This is a genomic window from Sphingobacterium sp. 1.A.4 (assembly GCF_002734245.1).
Classification (GTDB): domain Bacteria; phylum Bacteroidota; class Bacteroidia; order Sphingobacteriales; family Sphingobacteriaceae; genus Sphingobacterium; species Sphingobacterium tenebrionis.
In genome coordinates this window covers 1-21,055 of record NZ_PEAZ01000082.1, presented here as the reverse complement: position 1 = coordinate 21,055, position 21,055 = coordinate 1, and the positions used below count along the sequence as shown (strand labels likewise).

The window sequence follows — 21,055 nt, the reverse complement described above, 5'->3', positions numbered from 1 at the left end:
CTGCCCCGACTRGAGAAATATGAGGAGCAACTGGAAGTACTGGGAGATCGCAATAGTTATAGCAAGACCGATACCGATGCCGTGTTTATGCGGATGAAAGAGGACCACATGAAAAATGGCCAGCTTAAACCGGCCTACAATACCCAGATCAGCACCGAAGAGCAGTTCATCACCCATTATAGCATCCATCAAACGGCCGCAGATACCACAACCCTGCCCGAACACCTGGAAGGCTTTGAGTCCCATTACGGAAAACAGAGTGAATCCATCGTCGCAGATGCCGGATATGGTAGCGAGCAGAACTACGAGCTGATGGAAGGACAGGGTATAACCGCTTTTGTGAAGTACAATTACTTCCATATGGAACAAAAGCGCAAGGATAAACAGGATCCTTTTTCGGTACAGAACCTATATTACAACCAGCAGGAGGACTTTTATGTGTGTCCGGCAGGACAGAAGCTCAGCTTTATCGGTCATGCAACCAGAGTCAGTGCCAACGGATACACTGCCCARGTCAGCTGTTACCAGGCTCGGCGATGTGAGGGCTGCCCGATGCGCAGTGGGTGCCATAAAGCTAAAGGCGATCGGCTCATTGAAGTGAACCACAGGCTCAATAAGCTCAAGGATAAAGCCCGGGAAAGACTGCTGTCGGAAGAGGGAATGTACCATCGGAGCAAGCGACCCATAGAAGTGGAAGCTGTATTTGGTCAGATGAAAAGCAACAACAGGTTTACCCGGTTCACAATGAAAGGACTGGATAAAGTCGCTGTGGAATTCGGWTTGATGGCCATTGCCCATAACCTCAGAAAATGGGCAAAAAAGTGGAAAGACAAAGCTTTTATCGGTAAACCAGGTGGCAAAAACTCCCTATTTGCGATAAATCAAGCCATCAACATGCTGAAAAGTACAAAACATCGACTTGCAGCCTAATATTGCTCATGAAATTATAATGGAGCTCCAGAAAGCTATAAAACAGAAGAAGGTGCCTTTTTAGACACCTTCTTTTTTTTGTATTTCAATACTTTTTCAACTTGTTCGTTTCTTGGTGCAAGTGAGGTTTAAGTGACATGTAAGTGAGTTGTAAGTGCAAAAAGTCACTTACAACTCACTTACACCTCACTTAAACCGTACTTAAAACTCGAAGGCAACAGGTCTTTTCCCTATATCCGATAGCAGTAGATATTTCAAAAATAAGCTGTTGCAACATGTTTATAATTAACCAAAAAAGGAAGAATTTCCTTTTCATAAGCTATATTTGTAGGATTGTTTAATAGCATTAATTTAAGCCGTGGATAAACAAAATAAGTTTATCCTTGTTATTAAATTGATTAATTAATTAGTATAAAAGAACATTCAACCGCTTTGAATAGATTTGGCCGTATTGCGTTAAAGACCTTCCTATGGATAATAGGATCAATAATCGCACTCATTCTTCTTGTAATATTCCTCGTTCGTTTACCCGCTGTACAAAATTATATTGTGGGCAAAGTGACCAATTATCTGGAAAATAAAATCGGAACCCCCGTAGATATTGGCCATATCAACATTACCTTTCCTAAAAAATTGGTTCTGGAAAATGTATATTTTGAAGATCAATCCAAGGACACTTTATTGGCTGGACAAGAGTTAAAAGTGGACATCAATATGTTCAAATTATTGAAGAACACGATTGAAATCGAAGAGTTTGAGCTCAAGGGAATTACCGCCAAAATCAATCGATCCCTTCCGGATAGTACTTTCAATTTTGCTTATATCGTGAATGCTTTTGCTACGGAAAAGGAAAGTACAACCACTGCTGATAGCACATCTGCTTTGGTTTTTGATATCGATAAAGTCAATTTTGATGATATAAAGTTTGTCTATAAGGATGACGTTATTGGGACTTCGGCAGACCTTTTCCTAAAACATTTCGATACTAGGGTCAAAAGATTTGATCTGACGAAAAATATGGCCTTTGATATGCCAGTGGTTAACATCGATGGATTAACGGCCGTTATTAAGCAGTGGGCGGTGGCCGAATCGGAAGAAGCACCGGATGCCTCCGATTTCGGAATCAACGACCCAACCGTCGAAGCTACTTCCCTCCTTCCTGATCTCGGCATAAATACCTTGAATCTGAAAAACATCTTGGTGAAATACGATGATGAGGCCAATAACATGAAAACCAAGTTTGACATCAAGGAGTTATTGGCTAATGTTGAACAACTAGACCTGAATAAGGAGATCGTTAAACTAAAAGAGATCAAACTGGATGGTTCTGACTCGGAAGTACTTCTTGGAAAAACCGTTAAAAAGCAGGATGATAAAGCTGATTCAGATACCAGCAGTATTAATTGGGTGGTTTCAGCTGATAAATTGGTGATTGACAAATCCAATTTCTGGTTCAAAGACGATAATCAGCCAAGAACCAAAGGAATTGATTATTTCAATCTTAAAATGACCGATCTAGCAGCGGCGATGGACAATCTTTATTATTCGGCAGACTCCATTTCCGGGGAGCTGGACAATGTAACTGCTAAGGATCATTCCGGATTCTATCTTAAGCAATTGAGAGGCGATTTTGTTTATGGAAACCAAGGGGCAACCGTTAAAAACCTATTGATCGAAACGCCATACACCCGAATAGAGGATGAAATTCAAGTTTCTTATACTTCTTTAGACGCTGTCTCCAATAATCCATCCAGCATGACCATCTTGGCCAACATCAAGAAAAGCCATATCGACATGCGGGATATCCGTTTCCTGGCTCCTGACCTTGAAAAACAGGAAGTAATGAGACCGTTGATGAACAAACGTTTCTACATCGACGGCCGTGTTACAGGGAAACTCAATGATCTTAGGATTCCACGTTTTGAATTTAAAACGTTAGATAATACCCACGTAATTGCTACCGCCCATATAAAAGGATTACCTGATATGGATAAAATGTACCTGGACCTGAACATCAAGAAATTAGTGACCGGTCGAGCTGATCTTAACCGATTAATCGCTCCTTCTTTGATGCCAGATAGTATACAATTACCAAGAAACATCAGTTTGGCAGGAACCTTTAAAGGCGGAATGAGTGGTTTTGATGCCAATTTAAAACTGGTTACCGAGCAAGGGAATGCGACTGTCAATGGAAAATTGAATATGGGTCGCGATACGACTTATAATGCCTTTGTTACGGTAGACAACTTCAATCTTGGTCAATTCCTGAAGCAAGATTCCGTTCTCGGGATTGTTGCTGCGCAAGCACAGGTAAATGGAACAGGTTTGAATCCGAAAACCATGGTAGCCGATATTACAGGTACCATCAACCGCTTTGACGCGATGGGCTATGGTTATCACGACATCAATTTTGACATGAACGCAAACCGTGGGGATATTGCAGGAACCATCAACAGTGGCGATCCGAATGTCGACCTGGATGCTTCTATTTCTGCAGACATGAGCGGTGCCTATCCGAAGATCTTTGCCGAAATGATGATCGATAGTATCAATTTCAAAAACCTGAAATTGATGGACCAGAACCTTCGCTATCACGGAAAGATCACGGCAGACTTTGAAACCTTCGACCTTGATCATTTAAATGGCGCATTAAAGGTGGTCAACTCCTCTATTGCTTACAATGATGAACGATATGTATTGGATACCGTTGCTTTAACCGCAAAATCCGATACCAGCAAGAATACCTTGATACTAAGTTCGGAATTCTTGAATGGCCACTTGACCGGAAAATATAAATTGACGGAATTAGGCGCATCGATAACCGATATAGTTCGCACCTATTATAATCCTTCGAACGATCGAACTGTACTGACCTATTCACCGCAGCAATTCGAATTTTCTGCTCGCTTAAATAATGCCCGGATCATTAGGGATTTCCTACCTGATTTAGAGGTCATGGACGACATTACCCTAGATGGTACGTTCAATAGCCAGGACAGAACCTTAATGGCTAAACTCTTAGCACCTAAGATTATCTATGCCGGTACGGAAGTAGAAAATGTAGGTATGGATATCATTACGGCAGATAGTACCCTCTACTATAACACCTTGATCGGCCATATCATTGTCAATAACATTGAATTGAACAATACCGTCCTATCGGGTAATGTGGTGGAAAACAAAGTCGATTTAGGGCTTTGGATAAAAGATAAAGAAGATAAAGAGCAGTACCACTTAGGAGCCTTTATGAATGTGGATAACAACAATTATAATTTCTCCTTGAAAGAGGATGGCTTGATGCTGAATTATGAAAATTGGTCCATCAATCCAAACAACCAGTTAACCTTTGGTAGTAATGGCATCCGTGCAAATGCCTTCCGCCTATCCAATGATGGCCAGGAGCTCGTGATCCAATCAAAAGATTCCACACTGAATGCCCCTATCGATTTAACTTTTAACAATTTTAGGATCGAGACCATCACCAATATGCTGGAATCAGAATCCTTAAATTTGGGAGGCGGTATCAATGGTAATGCGACAGTTTCGAGATTAGAGGCGAATCCAGTTTTTGTATCCGACCTAACGATCGATAAGTTCTACTTCGGAAAAGATACTATCGGGAATGTGTTGGTAAAGGTGAATAACATCAAGGAAAACACTTATTCTGCAGATGTACGCATTACCGAAAACGGCAATGATGTACAATTGATCGGAGATGTGATCATCCCACCACAAGGCGATATGCAAATTGATGCGACCTTGGATCTGAAACCGATTACGATCAAAACCATCGAAGCCTTCAGTTTAGGGAATCTACAGGGCAGCCAAGGCGATCTTTCTGGAACCCTGAAGATCCGTGGAACAATGGATGCCCCTCGGATCAATGGCGAATTAACATTTAATGACGCCATCATCAATGCATCCATGTTGAACTCCAACATGAAAATTGATGATCAGAAAATATATTTTAACGATCAAGGAATCACTTTTAGACAATTCAACATTGTTGATTCCAAAAATAATACAGCGAGGTTAAACGGATCCATCCGGACCACGACCTATACGGATTTCGATTTCAACCTGAATTTAACAACGGATGATTTCGAAGTGATGAATTCTACCCGTGAGGATAATGATATGTTCTTCGGAAAAATGTATTTAACTTCCAACCTGCGGGTTACTGGTAATTTGGACAAGCCGAAGATCGATGGTAATGTGAAAGCCAATGAGAATACAGACTTCTCTTTCATTGTACCGAACGATGATCCTGGCGTAGCACAACGGGATGGGGTGGTTAAATTCGTGGATAAAAGTGATACAACCAGAGCAAATGTTTTTGCGCAGCTGGATTCCATGATCAAGGTATCGAATACCTTGTCTGGGTATGATATTGCGCTGAACCTAAGTACGGATCGGGAAGCGAAATTCAAGATCATCTTGGATGAAGGAACCCAGGATGCCCTAAATATCCAAGGTGTGGCCGAACTGAATACCACCATTGATGCCAATGACCAGATCATCATGTCTGGTACATTTACAGTGGAAGATGGTGATTATACCTTCTCTTTAGGTCCAATTTCCAAAGATTTCCGTTTCCAGAAAGGAAGTACGATCACTTGGAATGGGGACCCTTTGGATGCGCGGCTGAATATTACTGCAGTGTATACAGGTAAATTTGCCACGTTAGAATTGGTACAGAACCAGATTGGTGCAGAAAGCCAGAACCTCTATAAACAAAGGGTGCCGTTCAATGTATTATTGAAACTGACCGGTGAGCTTTTTAAACCAGAAATCAATTTTGATATCGATCTGGATGAAAGTAATGCTATTGTTTCCCAAGATGTGGTGAGCAAGGTGAATATTGCCCTATCGAATATCCGGGAGGACCCGGCCGAATTGAACAAACAGGTATTCTCCTTGATTGCATTGGGCAGGTTCATGTCGGCAAATCCATTTGAAAGTTTGTCCGGTGGTGGTGCAGAATCCATGGCAAGAAGTACGGTGAGTTCCTTCTTGACCTCGCAATTGAACAACCTGGCTTCGGATTTGATCAAAGGAGTAGAATTGGATTTCAACCTCAATTCAGAAGAGGATTATTTGACCGGAAATGCACAGACCCGTACGGATTTGAATGTAGGCATTTCGAAGATGTTATTTGATGACCGCTTAAAGATTACGATTGGATCGAATTTCGAAGTGGAAGGAAATACAAGACCAGGCGAGAAAGCATCCAACATTGCGGGCGATATTTCCCTGGATTATCAATTATCGAAAGATGGTCGTTATTTTGCACGTGTATATCGCAAAAACCAATATCAAGCGACTTTGCAAGGGCAGTTTGTGGAAACAGGAATTGGTTTTATCATCAATATGAGCTACAACAAATTCAAGGAGCTATTCATGAATTCAAAAGCCCTTCAGGAATATTATAATACAGATAGTAGAGGATTCCGCCGCAGATTTGATGTAGACCGAATGGAAACGGATACCGCTTATCGAGACAGCGTACGCTTGGTGATCCGCGACAGTTTGATGCGGGTTGATCCAGAATATAGAAAACGTGTGGAAGAGCGCCAAAAAGAAGAACAGTTGAAACAGCAACAACAAGACAGTACAAGCAATAATCTGCCTGATTCTACTGATAGAATCAAGGAATCGAATGAATCGGCCATTAAAAACGAAGATGAGGAAGGAGGAAAAGATGAAAAATAAGTTTTTATTTTCCTGCCTATTGGGCGGAATACTAATTAGTAGTTGTAATCCGACCAAATACCTGGCTGAAGGTGAAAAAATGTATACTGGAGGTGATGTAGAAATTCATCATGATAGTATGAAGGTTGAAAATAAAGATGCCTTTGAAACCTTTCTGGAAGATGCCCTCCTGCCGAAGCCCAATTCGAAAATCCTGGGGGTCTATTATAAAGTTGGTCTATGGAACATGGGCGGAGGTCCGGATAGTTCGACCAATTTTTTCAGACGTTGGTTAAAACGGAATGGCCAAGAACCTGTTAAACTAAGCGATGTAAACCGTGAATACAATGAAAATCTTCTACGCGGAAAAATGGAGAACCTAGGTTTCTTCAATGCCCGTGTAGCTTCGGATACCCTCATTGATGGAAAATATGCATCCGTAAAATACGATGCTTATCCGGGAAAGGTCTACCGTATCAATTCGGTCAAATTTGATGTGGATACCATGACGGATCTTGGATGGCGGATCAACTACCCTAGCGATCGTACTTTATTGAAACCAGGTTCAAACTATAATTTGGATGTGATCCTGAACGAGCGCGACCGAATCGACAACGACCTGAAGCTTAATGGATTCTATTATTTCAGTCCGGATAATATTTTGGTGGAAGTGGATAGTACGATTGGAAATCATAAGGTGGATATGTTCGTCACGGTAAAACCGGAAACACCAGAAAAAGCTAGACATCCTCAATATATCGGGAATGTCTACATTTTTCCAGATTATAAGGAAACCTCGGGAACAGCAAGACGCAGGATCCCTAGGAATACCGAAAAATTTGAGGATAAATATTACATCGTAGATCCGGAACGGAAATACCGTAAAAAAGTATTGGCGAATCATATTTTTGTGCAGCCAAAAGATAAATATAGCCGTTGGAGCCATAACCAAACGATCAATCACTTGGTGAATTTGAATGCGTTTAAATTTGTGAAGAATGATTTTGTGGATAGCCCGGATTCTCTGAACCACTTGGATGTTTATTATTACCTGACACCTTTGGAGAAAAGGTCGATCCGTTTGGAGCTGATCGGGAAAACTGCTGCAGTTTACAATGGAACGGAAGTAACAGCGAACTGGACTTTGCGGAATGCCTTTAAGGGATTTGAAACCTTGACAGCGTCTGTTTTTGGAGGTTATGAGACACAGACCGGTGGAAATGTAAACCTGAATTCCAGTTATATCCGTTATGGTGCGGAAGTAGGTATTACCTGGCCAAGGCTTCTTTCTCCTTGGAAATGGGCACCTGCTAGGCAATATATTCCAAAGACATTCTTAAAAGCGGGATATGAATTCTTGAACAGAAGAACAGCCTATACCTTAAATTCCATGACCTTAAACTATGGATATGCATGGAAGGAAAATAACCAACGGGATCACAACCTGACTTTAGCGGAAATCATCTATGTTCAACCAAGAGGTATTTCGGATGAATATAAAGCGCAGATGGATACTGTTCCAACGTTACGACACATTGTGGATCCGCAGTTTTCTTTTGGTCCAAATTATGTTTATACGTTTACCAATACCATGGAAAACAATAAAAAACATACTTTCTATGCCAAAGCGGGTCTGAATACGTCCGGAAATATCCTGGGATTGATCCAAGGTGCGGATTTCAATAGTGGAAAAGTTAAGAAATTATTCGGAACAGCCTACTCTCAATTCATTAAAGCGGAGGCTGATATGAGGCATTATATGAAATTAACGGCCAATTCGACCTTAGCTTCTCGTATTATGATCGGTACCTCCTATTCTTATGGAAACTCTCGATCATTACCTTACCTGAAGCAGTATTATACAAGTGGTCCTAATGGATTACGTGCCTTCCGTGCGCGTTCGGTAGGTCCAGGATCTTCTCTTCCGGAGAACATTGGCGAGGATAATTTCTTTGCGGACCAGACCGGGGATTTCAAATTGGAATTGAATACGGAGTATAGGGCTAAAATTGCTGGCATGCTGCATTGGGCAGCTTTTGTGGATGCCGGTAATGTCTGGTTGCAGAACCAGGACGACGAAAAACCAGGAGGTAAACTGTCTGGGGCCTTCTTGAGTGAATTGGCTGTTGGTGGAGGTGTCGGATTGCGTCTGGATCTGGACTTCTTGATCCTTCGTACCGACTTTGCGATTCCATTCCGCGTGCCTTATCGTCCGAAGGATGACCGTTGGGTGTTCAAGTATATTGACATTCGGGAAAGGGATTGGCGCAGGGAGAACTTGGTATTCAACTTGGCGATCGGATATCCTTTCTAATAGGTTTTTTGAATCCTTTTTAGTAGATTTAAGGAGCGTAAAATAAAACCCGTAAAGCTATGAAAGTAACCGTTGTTGGTGCAGGTGCAGTTGGAGCAACCACTGCAGATAATCTGGTAAGACGTAATATTGCCGAAGAAATTGTATTATTAGATATTAAGGAAGGATTCGCGGAGGGCAAAGCCCAGGATATGATGCAGACCTCTGCCCTACTTGGTTTTGATTCGAAAATTACGGGAGTAACCAATGACTATTTAGCGACAGCTGGTTCTACGGTAGCTGTCATTACTTCAGGAATCCCACGTAAACCGGGGATGACCCGGGAGGAATTGATTGGCACCAATGCCAATATTGTAAAAACGGTAGTGGAAAACCTGATCCAACATTCTCCAGATATTATTATTCTGATTGTATCCAACCCGATGGATACCATGACTTACCTAGCTTTAAAATCCAGTGGATTACCTAAAAACAGGATCATTGGTATGGGTGGAGCATTGGATTCCGCTCGTTTTAAATACCAGATTTCTGATAAATTGAATGCTTCGGCAAATGATTTGAATGCGATCGTTATTGGTGGTCATGGGGATACCACGATGATCCCATTGATCAAACATGCTACTTGGAACAGTATTGCTGTTTCTAGTTTTTTAACGGATGAGGAAGAAGCTGAAATCGTGAAGAAAACGATGGTAGGTGGTGCTACTTTGACGGCTTTGATCGGAACTTCGGCTTGGTATGCGCCTGGAGCTGCCGCCGCAGCGATGGTGGAAAGTATTGTAAGGGATCAGAATCGATTGTTTACCGCCTCTGTGTATTTAGAAGGCGAATTTGGGCAGGAGGATATTAATATTGGTGTTCCGGTAATTATAAATAATAAAGGCTGGGATAGGATTGTTCCTTTGGAACTTTCGGATGAGGAACAAAAATTGTTCGATGCAAGTGCGGAAGCGGTCAGAAAAATGAACGATGTACTTTTTGATGAGGGCGTTTTAAAGAGATAGTCTAGCGCGTCATCGCGAAGAGACTATTCTTTCCGCGTCATTGCGAGGAGGCACGACGAAGCAATCTTCACACTAATCGAAAATTTTACATAGCATGGAACTTCAAAATCTGGAAAAAAATTTAGAGCGGGAACATGATCTGTTAAAGAGATATGCGAGTCATTACGCAGTCTTAGAAAATGAACGTTATAGAATTATGTTTTATAATCGTCAGACTATGTTTACCATTTTAGGTATTATTATCGGGTGGGTTTTATTTAGTATGTCTAACAGGTTCATAGATAATTTTACTGTTAGCGTATTTGCCCTATTTATATCTTTTGCTGTAGGAATCTTCGGGATGCGATATGTAATAGGTCCAAGACTGGATAATAAAAAGCAAATGGAAATGAAGCAGGCTTCAACCATCCGTTATCAGCCTATTATCCAAGAGATGAATGAAATTAACCAATTGTTGGAGCTAAATAATACCATCCCTGCAAAATATAGAACTGTTGATGCTACGGCAAAATTATTGGAATATATTCAAAATAAGCGGATAGACTCCTTAAAAGAAGGATTGAATCTATATGAAAATGAAATAAGTCGTGACCGGCAGACCAATCGGTTAAATTTTATGGCCGAACAAAATCAACGCATCATTCATAACCAAAAATTTATGCTTAAAAATCAACGTAAAATGATCAATCAACAGACATTAACTAATGTATTGCTATTCTTCAGGTAAACCGAATAATAATAAATCTCCACACTATAAAAACCATAAACTTTTGTTAAAATATATTCTTTAAATGAAATAAACCTTATTTTTGTTTCATGAGGATTATCTTATTAAATCTTGCAATATGCATTGGAATTCTGGGAATTTGTCAAGCACAAAGCGTAGAATACCCAGAACCAGTTGTTGTTTCCTATTACCAAGCCCATATAAAACCAAGAAAGAAACAATCAAAGGAAGTTTTTATAGGGCAACTGTGGAGGAAATCTATTTGATGAAGGATAAGGAGATGAAGAAGATTCCAGTTTCTACCATAAAAAAGATAAAGATTAAATTTGATCGGAAGAAAGAAGCACCCTTATTTAAAGGAATGAGTAAAACAGGTGTTGATATCCTGAAATCCAGTTTGACAGATGAGCCTGAAAAAAATCACAACAAAACAGATCAATATGGAAATCTATTATCGGATGCGGATGCTGCGTCTTCCGTTGGAGAGACTTTACTTATAGGGACAGCCACTGTAGCAACGGCTGCCATTGGGAATGAACTTTCCAAATTAGCGCCACAACCAGATATTGAATCCTTCAAGGTAAATTATTCCAAGGAGAGATACTTGGAACAATTAGATGAGATTAGGATGTATACCATCGAATTACAAACTTCTCCGGAATATAAATCCATTCTAAAGGACCGGTTAAAAAAAGCGATGAAAAAGAAGAAATTAGCTATATAATTGGAGAAAAAACAGTAGAATTGTATTTATACCAAGTAAATTCATTCTTTACGAGGTGTCACATTCTATTATCCAACTATGCAAAAAATTCCTTTTGAAGTCATCAAACTTCAAGCCGATGGCTACCATATCATTACAGAAGTAGAACTTTACGATCGTAAATTCAAATTGGTTATAGATACCGGCGCATCCAAAACGGTTTTGGATAAAACCACCCTATTGAATTCTGGTATACAAGAGGAACATTTCGAAACTACAGACATTCTTTCCACTGGTCTGGGGACCAATAGTATGGAAAGTTTTATGCTTACCATTCCAGAATTCAAAATGAAGGAATGGTCCATCAAAAACTTCACGACAGCCGTATTAGATCTAAGTTCCATCAATTATGCCTACGAACAAATAGGGATAGATCCCGTTATTGGGGTATTGGGAGGAGATATCCTGAAAGAATATGGCGGAATGATAGACTACAAAAAAAATCAATTAACGCTAAATCAACGGAAATTAAACTTGAATAAACGCCGTTGAATATGAAGCCGGAGGTAAATATAAAAGCCTAGGGCGATCAGAATTCCACATCCACCCATGATATATAAGGTGTTTTTTAGCCCTAAAAATTCAGCAATCGCGCCTGTAATTAAACTTCCAATAGGGAAAATCCCTTGGAAAGCCATGACATAATATGACATAGCCCGTGCCCTGTAGGCGGGCATCGCATGGGTCTGGATATAGGTATTAATGGAAGAATTCTGCATCATCATGGAGAAAGAAACTGCTCCTGTAAAAAATAAAGCAGAAGGTAAATAATGCGCATAAGCCAATAAAACAAGGGCTACGCCCATAAAAAAGGCTGCAAAAAGTATTCGATATCTTAAATTTTCGCCTGATTTCAGCCTGGCCATATTAATGGCACCAATCATGGCCCCTAACCCTGCAGCACTTTCAAACCAAGAAAACGTCCGCTCATTCCCTTGAAATAATTCCCGCGCAACAGCCGGTAATAAGGAAGTATAAGGAATGACCAGAAGACTTGAAAAGGCCAAAATAATGATCAACGAAGTAATATGTGGAGATCTTTTCAGGTATTTAAAGCCTTGAACAAGCCCCTGAAAGGCATTTTCATTAGGTACAATAACCAATGTTTCCTTCACATTCATGAGCATCAAACAGATAATTACCGGAATATAGCTCAGGAAATTGACGGTAAAACAGGCTAATTCACCATACATGGACAAAAGAAATCCTCCAATTGCCGGTCCGACCATCCTGGCGGCATTGAAAATGGAAGAGTTCAGTGCAATGGCATTCGGCAGATCTTTTTTGTCATCAACTAAAGATACCAGTAAAGATTGCCTTCCCAGCACATCAAATGCATTGATAACCCCTTGTATGAACCCTAAAATAGATAAATAAAGTACAGATTCCATTTTAAGATAAACCACTAGCGCTAATAACCCTGCCTGAATCATCAGTCCAATCTGGGTAATAAAAACCAGTTTATATTTCTTATGCCTATCTACAAATGCGCCAATAAATGGTGATAAGACCAAAGAAGGCAACAAAGAAATAAAGGAGACAAAACCTAGCCAGAATACGGAATCAGTGAGTTTATAGACCAGCCAGCTAATGGCAATCCGTTGCATCCAGGTACCCAAAAGGGAGAGCGATTGACCGATTACATGTAATCTATAATTTGGATAAGCAAAGGACCTGAAAATCTGCATGTCATAAGATAACAATTTGAAATGGAATTTGTTGCAAAAAGCGCAACAATATACCTACCTTTGCATCATCAAACTCAGTGGCAGCTTGATAATGAAGACAAAATTTTTAATCAACATTTTATATCATGAAATTTTTTATTGATACTGCTAATTTAGCTCAGATCAAAGAAGCACAGGACTTAGGCGTACTTGATGGGGTGACAACCAACCCTAGTTTAATGGCTAAAGAGGGTATTTCTGGGGAGGAAAACGTAATTAACCACTATAAAGCGATCTGCGAAATCGTGGATGGTGATGTTAGTGCCGAAGTAATTTCTACCGATTATGAAGGTATGATCAAAGAAGGCGAAGCCTTAGCAGCTTTAGATAGCAAGATCGTAGTAAAAGTTCCTATGATTAAAGATGGCGTAAAAGCGATCAAATATTTCAGCAAAAAAGGAATCAAAACAAACTGTACATTGGTATTTTCTGCTGGTCAGGCTTTATTGGCTGCTAAAGCAGGAGCGACTTACGTATCGCCATTTATCGGTCGTTTGGATGATATCTCGGTAGATGGATTAGGTTTGATCGAAGAGATCAGAGAGATCTATGATAACTACGGATTCGAAACACAGATCCTTGCAGCATCTGTTCGCCACAGTGCGCATATCCTTGGTTGTGCGAAGATCGGTGCAGACGTGATGACAGGTCCTTTGTCAGCGATTACTGCCCTTTTGAAACACCCATTAACAGATAGTGGATTGGCACAGTTCTTAGCAGATCACGCGAAAGCAGCAGGTAAATAATCGAGTAAAAAAAAGCATCAAATAGCACCTCCCTTTCGTCTTGAAAGGGAGGTTTTTTATGCCCTAAATTTTTCGTAATTTTACCCTTATGAAAACGGATAGAGAAGCAGCATCGAGCATAGAAAAACTAGAGGAATTCAGCCAATTGTTAAGGGCAAATAATCTGAAGATTACCCAACCTAGGTTACGCGTTTTGGATAGTATTTCGGAGAAGCCGACAGCCATTTCACAACCAGATCTGGAGAAAATTTTAGGTACTGAAATCGACCGTGTGACCCTCTATAGGATCCTGGCAAGTTTCGAAGAAAAGGGTATTCTCCATAAAGTTTTCGACCTGAATGGAACGGCTACCTATGCCCTATGTTCGACCAAATGTTCCCAACATCATCACCATGATCAGCACGTGCATTTCATCTGTTCAGTTTGCAATTCCGTCTTTTGCCTGGATGAAATCTCTCTTCCAAAAATTGCCCTACCTCCAAATTTCTCCTTGCATTCCATCGCGATAAATGCGGTGGGATTATGTGATTCTTGTAAAGAAAAGCAAAGCTAATTGCACTGTTTACATCAGGAAATTCCGACTATAACTTGCTTATGGTCGCAGGATTTCTACTCTTCCGTTTTTTCAAATTCAAGCAAAATTTCAATGCTAAAGTACAATTATTCAATAAGGCTAAAATTTAGCTTTTAATTTTTTGTTAATCTGTTTTATAGCATTTTACACATATCAATAAAAACATTAATTTTAATATAATAATTTTTAGCAAAAGACTTAAAAAAGCATGAAAAAATTTAATATACTGAAAATCAATCATATATACATTAATACATCTGTATAATTTTTAGCATATCAAATCATAACTATTAGATATTCAGTATTTTTAAATAGCTAAAACAAAGTTTTAAATAAGTAAATAAATATTTATTGAATTAGAGCAAACTATCCCACTCAAAAACCGTTTATAATTTATATATTAGTTCAATAATACAGTCCTGAAAAATCAGGGTTATGTTGTCTAGGAAATTTAATCGGGAACTCCTTCCCTACCCTATAATTTCTAGACAGACATGGGCAAAACAATAGCATATGAAATCAAGAAAAGAAAATCCCTACAAAGAAGTACTCACCCAATTAATCGTCGACATATTTGAAAAATCAGGCAACCAAGCACTGAACTATAAACAGGTTGCTGCGAAGCTTAACATCTCGGATTCGGATTCGAAGGTTGCTATCGCAGACATCCTTTCGGATGGCTCGAAGACCAGCCTTTTCCAACAGCCAGAGCGCGGCAAATTTAAATTGAGACAGCTCAATGTTTATGTAACTGGAAAGGTCGATATGACTGCCGATGGATCAGCCTTCATCGTCCCTGATGATGAGTTTCAAAACGACATTTACGTAGCCCCTCGGAAGCTTCGACAAGCCCTTCACGGGGATATCGTAAAAGTGCATATTTACGATCGTAAAAAAGGCAAGAAAAGGGAAGGTGAAATCATTGAAATTATCCAACGCGCGAAGACCGATTTCACCGGTACCATTGATATCTCCAGCACCTATGCTTTCTTCCTTCCTGATGATCGAAAAATGCTGCACGACATCTTCATTCCTCTGGACAACCTGAACGGTGCCAAAGATGGAGAGAAAGTGGTGGTCTCCATATTGGAATGGCCGAAGAATGCAAAAAATCCGATCGGTAGAGTAAAATCGGTATTAGGAAAAAAAGGCGAGAACAATACCGAGATGAACGCAATCTTGGCAGACTTTGGTTTCCCGCTGGAGTTTCCTAAAGAAGTGGAAGCAGAAGCGAACGCTATCTCCGATGTAATCAGTCAGGAAGAAATTTCTAAGAGACAGGATTTCAGGAACACGACCACCTTTACCATTGACCCTGCGGACGCGAAGGACTTTGATGATGCAATATCTTTCAAGAAATTGGAAAATGGAAATTATGAGGTGGGGGTGCATATTGCAGACGTGTCTCATTATGTTATTCCCGATAGCCAACTAGACAAAGAGGCATTCGAGAGAGGAACATCGGTATATTTGGTCGACAGAGTTATCCCGATGCTCCCTGAGCGACTTTCAAACAATTTGTGTTCACTTAGACCTAACGAAGACAAGCTTTGTTTCTCGGCCGTATTTGAGCTTGATGAGCGGGCCAATGTTTTGGATCAATGGTTCGGTAGGACCGTCATTCACTCCGACCGTCGATTCAGCTATGAAGAGGCGCAGGAAATCATTGAAGGAAAAGAAGATGAACTTTCAGAGCCCATTTTAAAATTGAACGAATTAGCGTATATCCTTCGTGAGCGAAAATTTAAGAGCGGAGCGATCAGTTTTGAAACGGAAGAAGTGAAGTTTCTATTGGATGATAACGGAAAACCTTTGGGTGTATATACAAAAGTCCGTAAGGATGCGCATAAGCTGATTGAGGACTTCATGTTATTAGCGAACAGAAAAGTTGCCGAATACATCGGCAAGCAAGGAAAAGGCAAAAGCAAATTAACCTTTGTATATCGATTCCATGATGTTCCGAACACGGAGACCTTGACAAGCTTTTCTCAATTCGCGTCCCGTTTTGGGCACAGGCTTAGTTTTAAATCCGACAAGGAGACTGCGAAATCCTTGAATATGATGATGGAACAGATCGAAGGTAGTAAGGAACAGAATTTATTGACTTCTTTGGCGATCCGTTCGATGGCTAAGGCAATTTATACGACTAAAAAAGCTTCCCATTACGGACTAGCCTTTGATTACTATACGCACTTTACCTCCCCTATCCGTCGATATCCGGATGTAATGGTGCATAGGTTGCTCCAATATTACCTAGATGGAGGCAAAAAGGTGAATACCGAACATTACGAGAAGATGTCAGAGCATTCTTCCCAAATGGAAAAGAAAGCCGCTGAGGCGGAAAGAGCTTCCGTGAAGTATAAACAAGCAGAATATCTTCAAAACCAGATCGGCACGGAATATACAGGAATTATTTCCGGCGTAACAGAATGGGGAATGTATGTGGAGATCGAGGAGAACAAATGCGAGGGCATGGTGAGGTTAAGGGATATTACCGATGATTTTTACACCTTGGATGAGAAGAATTATGCCATTATAGGTCAACGCAAGAAAAAGGTATATCAATTGGGCGATGAGGTTCAGATCAAAGTGAAGAAGGTTGACCTGGATAAGAGGCAGATCGATTTTACGTTGATTAGTTAGTTTTGAAAACTTTAAAAAAAACTTTATACTCAACTCTTTACGATATCGATTATTCTTTATATCTTTGCGGACTTAAAATATTTTTTTAACAAAAAACTCTAAAAGAAAACAGGTAAATGCCTACTATTCAACAATTAGTTAGAAAAGGTAGAGTAGCTCTGGTAGACAAGAGTAAGTCACCAGCGTTGGACTCATGTCCACAGCGAAGAGGTGTATGTACGCGTGTATATACTACTACCCCTAAAAAACCAAACTCAGCAATGCGTAAAGTAGCTCGTGTTCGTTTAACGAATGGAAAAGAAGTGAATGCTTACATTCCAGGAGAAGGACACAACTTACAAGAGCACTCTATCGTGTTAATCCGTGGTGGTCGTGTTAAAGATTTACCGGGAGTTCGTTACCACATCATCCGTGGTGCATTAGATACTTCAGGTGTAGCAGGTCGTAACCAACGTCGTTCTAAATACGGAACAAAACGCCCTAAACCAGGACAGGCAGCTGCTCCAGCAAAAGGAAAAGGTAAGAAATAATTAAACGGAGGAAAATAAAATGAGAAAAGCAAAACCAAAAAAGAGAATCATTTTACCTGATCCAAAGTTTAATGATGTTCAGGTAACACGTTTCGTAAACAACATGATGTTTGACGGTAAGAAATCTATCGCCTATTCAATCTTTTACGATGCAGTAGAATTAGTAGAAAACAAAACACAAGAGAACGGTTTAGAGACTTGGAAAAAAGCTTTGAACAACGTAATGCCTGCAGTAGAGGTTAAATCTCGTCGTGTTGGTGGTGCCAACTTCCAAGTTCCTATGGAAGTACGTCCGGAGCGTAAAATCGCTTTGGGTATGAAATGGTTAATCTCTTACGCTCGCAAACGTGGTGAAAAAACTATGTTCGAGAAATTAGCAGGAGAGATCATTTCAGCTTCTAAAGGTGAAGGTGCTGCTGTTAAGAAGAAAGAAGATACGCACAAAATGGCGGAAGCTAACAAAGCGTTCTCACACTTCAGATTCTAATTTTGAACACAACGATTCAAATATGATACACCGACTTTAGATAATTGAAATTATTCATTATCAAAGTCGGTGTATTTTTTTCAAAAATACTATGGCAAAAGACTTAAAATTAGTAAGAAATATTGGTATCGCTGCACACATCGATGCTGGTAAAACTACAACTACAGAGCGTATTTTGTTCTACTCTGGTGTTAACCACAAGTTGGGAGAGACTCACGAAGGATCTGCAACTACTGACTGGATGGCACAAGAGCAAGAGCGTGGTATCACCATTACCTCTGCTGCGGTAACCGTATTCTGGAACTACCGTAATAAAAAATACCAAGTAAACGTAATTGATACTCCTGGACACGTTGACTTTACAGTTGAGGTGAACCGTTCTTTACGTGTACTTGACGGACTAGTATTCTTATTCTCTGCAGTTGATGGTGTTGAGCCTCAATCAGAGACTAACTGGCGTTTAGCTGATGGATACAAAGTTCCTCGTATTGGTTTCGTAAATAAAATGGACCGTTCAGGTGCTGACTTCTTGAAAGTTGTAAAACAAGTAAAAGATATGTTAGGATCTGAGGCTGTTGCGCTTCAATTACCTATCGGTGCGGAAGACGATTTCAAAGGTGTGGTTGACTTGATCAACAACCGTGGTATCGTTTGGAACGACGCTGATAAAGGAATGACTTTCACGGAAGTTCCTATCCCTGACGATATGATCGACGAGGTTGCTGAATACCGTGAGAAATTATTGGAAGCTGTTGCTGGATACGATGAGTCTTTGATGGAGAAATTCTTCGAAGATCCAGATTCATTGACTGAACGTGAAATCTTAGACGCTTTACGTAAAGCGGTATTGGATAACGCAATCGTTCCTATGGTTTGTGGTTCATCTTTCAAAAACAAAGGTGTTCAAACCATGCTTGACTTCGTAATGGAGTTATTGCCTTCTCCTCTTGATCAAGAGGCGGTTAAAGGTACTAACCCGAATACTGGTGAAGAAATCGTTCGTAAACCTTCTGAGGCTGAACCATTCGCAGCATTAGGTTTCAAGATTGCTACTGACCCATTCGTAGGTCGTTTATGTTTCGTACGTGCATATTCAGGTGTATTAGAGGCTGGTTCTTATGTATTGAACACGCGTTCAGGAAACAAAGAGCGTATCTCTCGTATCTTCCAAATGCATGCTAACAAGCAGAACCCTATCGAAAGAATCGGTGCTGGAGATATAGGTGCGGTAGTAGGTTTCAAAGACATCAAAACTGGTGATACACTTTGTGACGAGAAAAACCCTATCGTTCTTGAGTCAATGGTATTCCCTGAGCCGGTAATCGGTTTAGCTATCGAGCCTAAAACTCAAGCTGACGTTGATAAATTAGGTATTGGTTTAAGTAAATTGGCTGAAGAGGATCCTACCTTCGTGGTTAAAACTGACCAAGAAACTGGTCAAACAGTTATCTCAGGTATGGGTGAGCTTCACCTTGATATCTTGATCGACCGTTTGAAACGTGAGTTCAAAGTAGAGGTTAACCAAGGTGCTCCTCAAGTAGCATACAAAGAGTCTATCAACGGTACTTCTGAGCACCGTGAGGTATACAAAAAACAATCAGGTGGTCGTGGTAAATTCGCGGATATCAAAGTTGTTATCTCTCCTGCAGATGAGGATTGGGATGTTGTTAAGAGCCCTCTTCAATTCGTTAATGAGATCGTTGGTGGTGCTATTCCAAAAGAATACATTCCTTCTGTTCAGAAAGGTTTCGAATCTTCGATGAACAATGGTGTATTGGCTGGTTACCCACTATCAGGTATGAAAGTTCGTTTGATTGATGGATCTTTCCACGCAGTCGATTCAGACTCATTATCTTTCGAGTTAGCAGGTAAAATGGCTTACCGTCAGGCATTACCTAAATGTCAACCAGTATTAATGGAACCTATCATGAAAGTGGAGGTATTAACTCCAGAAGAAAACATGGGTGATGTTATGGGTGACTTGAACCGTCGTCGTGGTCAGATGCAAGGTCTTGACTCACGTAATGGTGCACAGGTAATCAAAGCATTGGTACCTCTTTCTGAGATGTTCGGATATGTTACTCAATTACGTACAATCACTTCAGGTCGTGCAACTTCTACCATGGAATTTGACCACTACGCTGAAGCTCCTCGTAACGTAGCTGAGGAAGTAATCGCGAAATCAAAAGGAAAAATCAAGAATATTGAAGACTAATTCCTTCGAATAAAAAACAAACCGATCCCTGATTGTTAATAGCTCTAATCAGGGGTCATTTTAAAATCAAATACATAAGATGAGCCAAAGAATCAGAATCAAATTGAAATCTTACGATTACAATTTAGTTGACAAATCAGCTGAGAAAATCGTAAAAACGGTAAAACCTACAGGTGCAGTTGTTAGTGGACCAATTCCATTGCCTACTGAGAAAAAAATCTATACGGTATTACGTTCACCACACGTTAACAAAAAAGCACGTGAGCAATTCCAATTATGTTCTTACAAGAGATTGTTAGACATCTATTCATCAAACTCAAAAACAGTTGATGCGTTGATGAAATTAGAATTACCTTCAGGTGTTGAAGTTGAAATCAAAGTGTGATAGATTTCATTTAGAAAAACAAGAAGGTGTCTAAAAAGGCACCTTCTTCTGTTTTATAGCTTTCTGGAGCTCCATTATAATTTCATGAGCAATATTAGGCTGCAAGTCGATGTTTTGTACTTTTCAGCATGTTGATGGCTTGATTTATCGCAAATAGGGAGTTTTTGCCACCTGGTTTACCGATAAAAGCTTTGTCTTTCCACTTTTTTGCCCATTTTCTGAGGTTATGGGCAATGGCCATCAAACCGAATTCCACAGCGACTTTATCCAGTCCTTTCATTGTGAACCGGGTAAACCTGTTGTTGCTTTTCATCTGACC

At 40.2% G+C, this 21,055-nt stretch carries 15 protein-coding genes and 1 pseudogene; 14 read left to right on the top strand and 2 right to left on the bottom strand.

All coding sequences use genetic code 11. The annotated features are described in order from the left end of the window. The 7 genes and pseudogenes from CRJ00_RS14020 to CRJ00_RS13990 form a co-directional block, all read left to right on the top strand. Positions 1 to 822 (top strand): annotated as a pseudogene (locus tag CRJ00_RS14020) (transposase); the annotation flags it as partial. A gap of 657 nt (positions 823 to 1,479) precedes the next feature. Then, positions 1,480 to 6,642 carry a translocation/assembly module TamB domain-containing protein gene (locus CRJ00_RS14015; RefSeq protein WP_257213795.1) on the top strand — a complete coding sequence of 1,721 codons (5,163 nt, stop codon included), beginning with the start codon at positions 1,480 to 1,482 and terminating at the stop codon, positions 6,640 to 6,642. Further along, positions 6,614 to 8,935, top strand: a complete 2,322-nt coding sequence (tamL, locus tag CRJ00_RS14010; protein WP_099367392.1) for a translocation and assembly module lipoprotein TamL — start codon at positions 6,614 to 6,616, stop codon at positions 8,933 to 8,935. The genes CRJ00_RS14015 and tamL overlap by 29 nt, the downstream gene beginning before the upstream one ends. Before the next feature lie 59 nt (positions 8,936 to 8,994). Further along, positions 8,995 to 9,939 carry a malate dehydrogenase gene (locus CRJ00_RS14005; RefSeq protein ID WP_099367391.1) on the top strand — a complete coding sequence of 315 codons (945 nt, stop codon included), beginning with the start codon at positions 8,995 to 8,997 and terminating at the stop codon, positions 9,937 to 9,939. A 94-nt stretch (positions 9,940 to 10,033) separates the two neighbouring features. Then, positions 10,034 to 10,666 (top strand): hypothetical protein, encoded by a 633-nt coding sequence (locus CRJ00_RS14000; protein WP_099367390.1) that lies wholly within the window; start codon positions 10,034 to 10,036, stop codon positions 10,664 to 10,666. A gap of 118 nt (positions 10,667 to 10,784) precedes the next feature. Continuing rightward, positions 10,785 to 11,390 (top strand): hypothetical protein, encoded by a 606-nt coding sequence (locus CRJ00_RS13995; RefSeq protein ID WP_099367389.1) that lies wholly within the window; start codon positions 10,785 to 10,787, stop codon positions 11,388 to 11,390. Positions 11,391 to 11,468: 78 nt separating this feature from the next. Continuing rightward, complete coding sequence (locus CRJ00_RS13990; RefSeq protein WP_099367388.1) at positions 11,469 to 11,921, top strand: aspartyl protease family protein; 453 nt, start codon at positions 11,469 to 11,471, stop codon at positions 11,919 to 11,921. On the opposite strand, the gene CRJ00_RS13985 is transcribed toward CRJ00_RS13990, so the two are convergent. Beyond that, positions 11,888 to 13,117, bottom strand: coding sequence for an MFS transporter (locus tag CRJ00_RS13985; RefSeq protein ID WP_099367387.1), 1,230 nt, complete (start codon positions 13,115 to 13,117; stop codon positions 11,888 to 11,890). The two genes, CRJ00_RS13990 and CRJ00_RS13985, sit on opposite strands and share 34 nt — an antisense overlap. A gap of 125 nt (positions 13,118 to 13,242) precedes the next feature. Here CRJ00_RS13985 and fsa point away from each other — a divergent pair, with 125 nt between their 5' ends. From fsa to rpsJ, 7 genes are all read left to right on the top strand, one after another. After that, positions 13,243 to 13,902, top strand: a complete 660-nt coding sequence (fsa, locus tag CRJ00_RS13980; RefSeq protein WP_099367386.1) for a fructose-6-phosphate aldolase — start codon at positions 13,243 to 13,245, stop codon at positions 13,900 to 13,902. Between the two features lie 88 nt (positions 13,903 to 13,990). Next, entirely contained in the window at positions 13,991 to 14,455 is a 465-nt protein-coding gene (locus CRJ00_RS13975; protein WP_099367385.1) for a Fur family transcriptional regulator, read from the top strand. 534 nt (positions 14,456 to 14,989) lie between these two features. Further along, positions 14,990 to 17,119 carry a ribonuclease R gene (gene rnr, locus CRJ00_RS13970; protein ID WP_099367384.1) on the top strand — a complete coding sequence of 710 codons (2,130 nt, stop codon included), beginning with the start codon at positions 14,990 to 14,992 and terminating at the stop codon, positions 17,117 to 17,119. A gap of 116 nt (positions 17,120 to 17,235) precedes the next feature. Next, a complete protein-coding gene (rpsL, locus tag CRJ00_RS13965) occupies positions 17,236 to 17,649 on the top strand; it encodes a 30S ribosomal protein S12 (RefSeq protein WP_099367383.1) in 414 nt (137 codons plus the stop codon). Between the two features lie 19 nt (positions 17,650 to 17,668). Continuing rightward, positions 17,669 to 18,136: a 30S ribosomal protein S7 gene (gene rpsG, locus CRJ00_RS13960; RefSeq protein WP_099367382.1), complete on the top strand. Its 468-nt coding sequence runs from the start codon at positions 17,669 to 17,671 to the stop codon at positions 18,134 to 18,136. A gap of 91 nt (positions 18,137 to 18,227) precedes the next feature. Continuing rightward, positions 18,228 to 20,351 carry an elongation factor G gene (gene fusA, locus CRJ00_RS13955; RefSeq protein ID WP_099367381.1) on the top strand — a complete coding sequence of 708 codons (2,124 nt, stop codon included), beginning with the start codon at positions 18,228 to 18,230 and terminating at the stop codon, positions 20,349 to 20,351. 79 nt (positions 20,352 to 20,430) lie between these two features. Next, positions 20,431 to 20,736, top strand: coding sequence for a 30S ribosomal protein S10 (gene rpsJ / locus CRJ00_RS13950; protein ID WP_013667229.1), 306 nt, complete (start codon positions 20,431 to 20,433; stop codon positions 20,734 to 20,736). Positions 20,737 to 20,830: 94 nt separating this feature from the next. Here the strand turns inward: rpsJ and CRJ00_RS19390 are convergent. Next, on the bottom strand, positions 20,831 to 21,055 hold a 225-nt coding region (locus CRJ00_RS19390; protein ID WP_218962224.1), incomplete at its 5' end, for a transposase.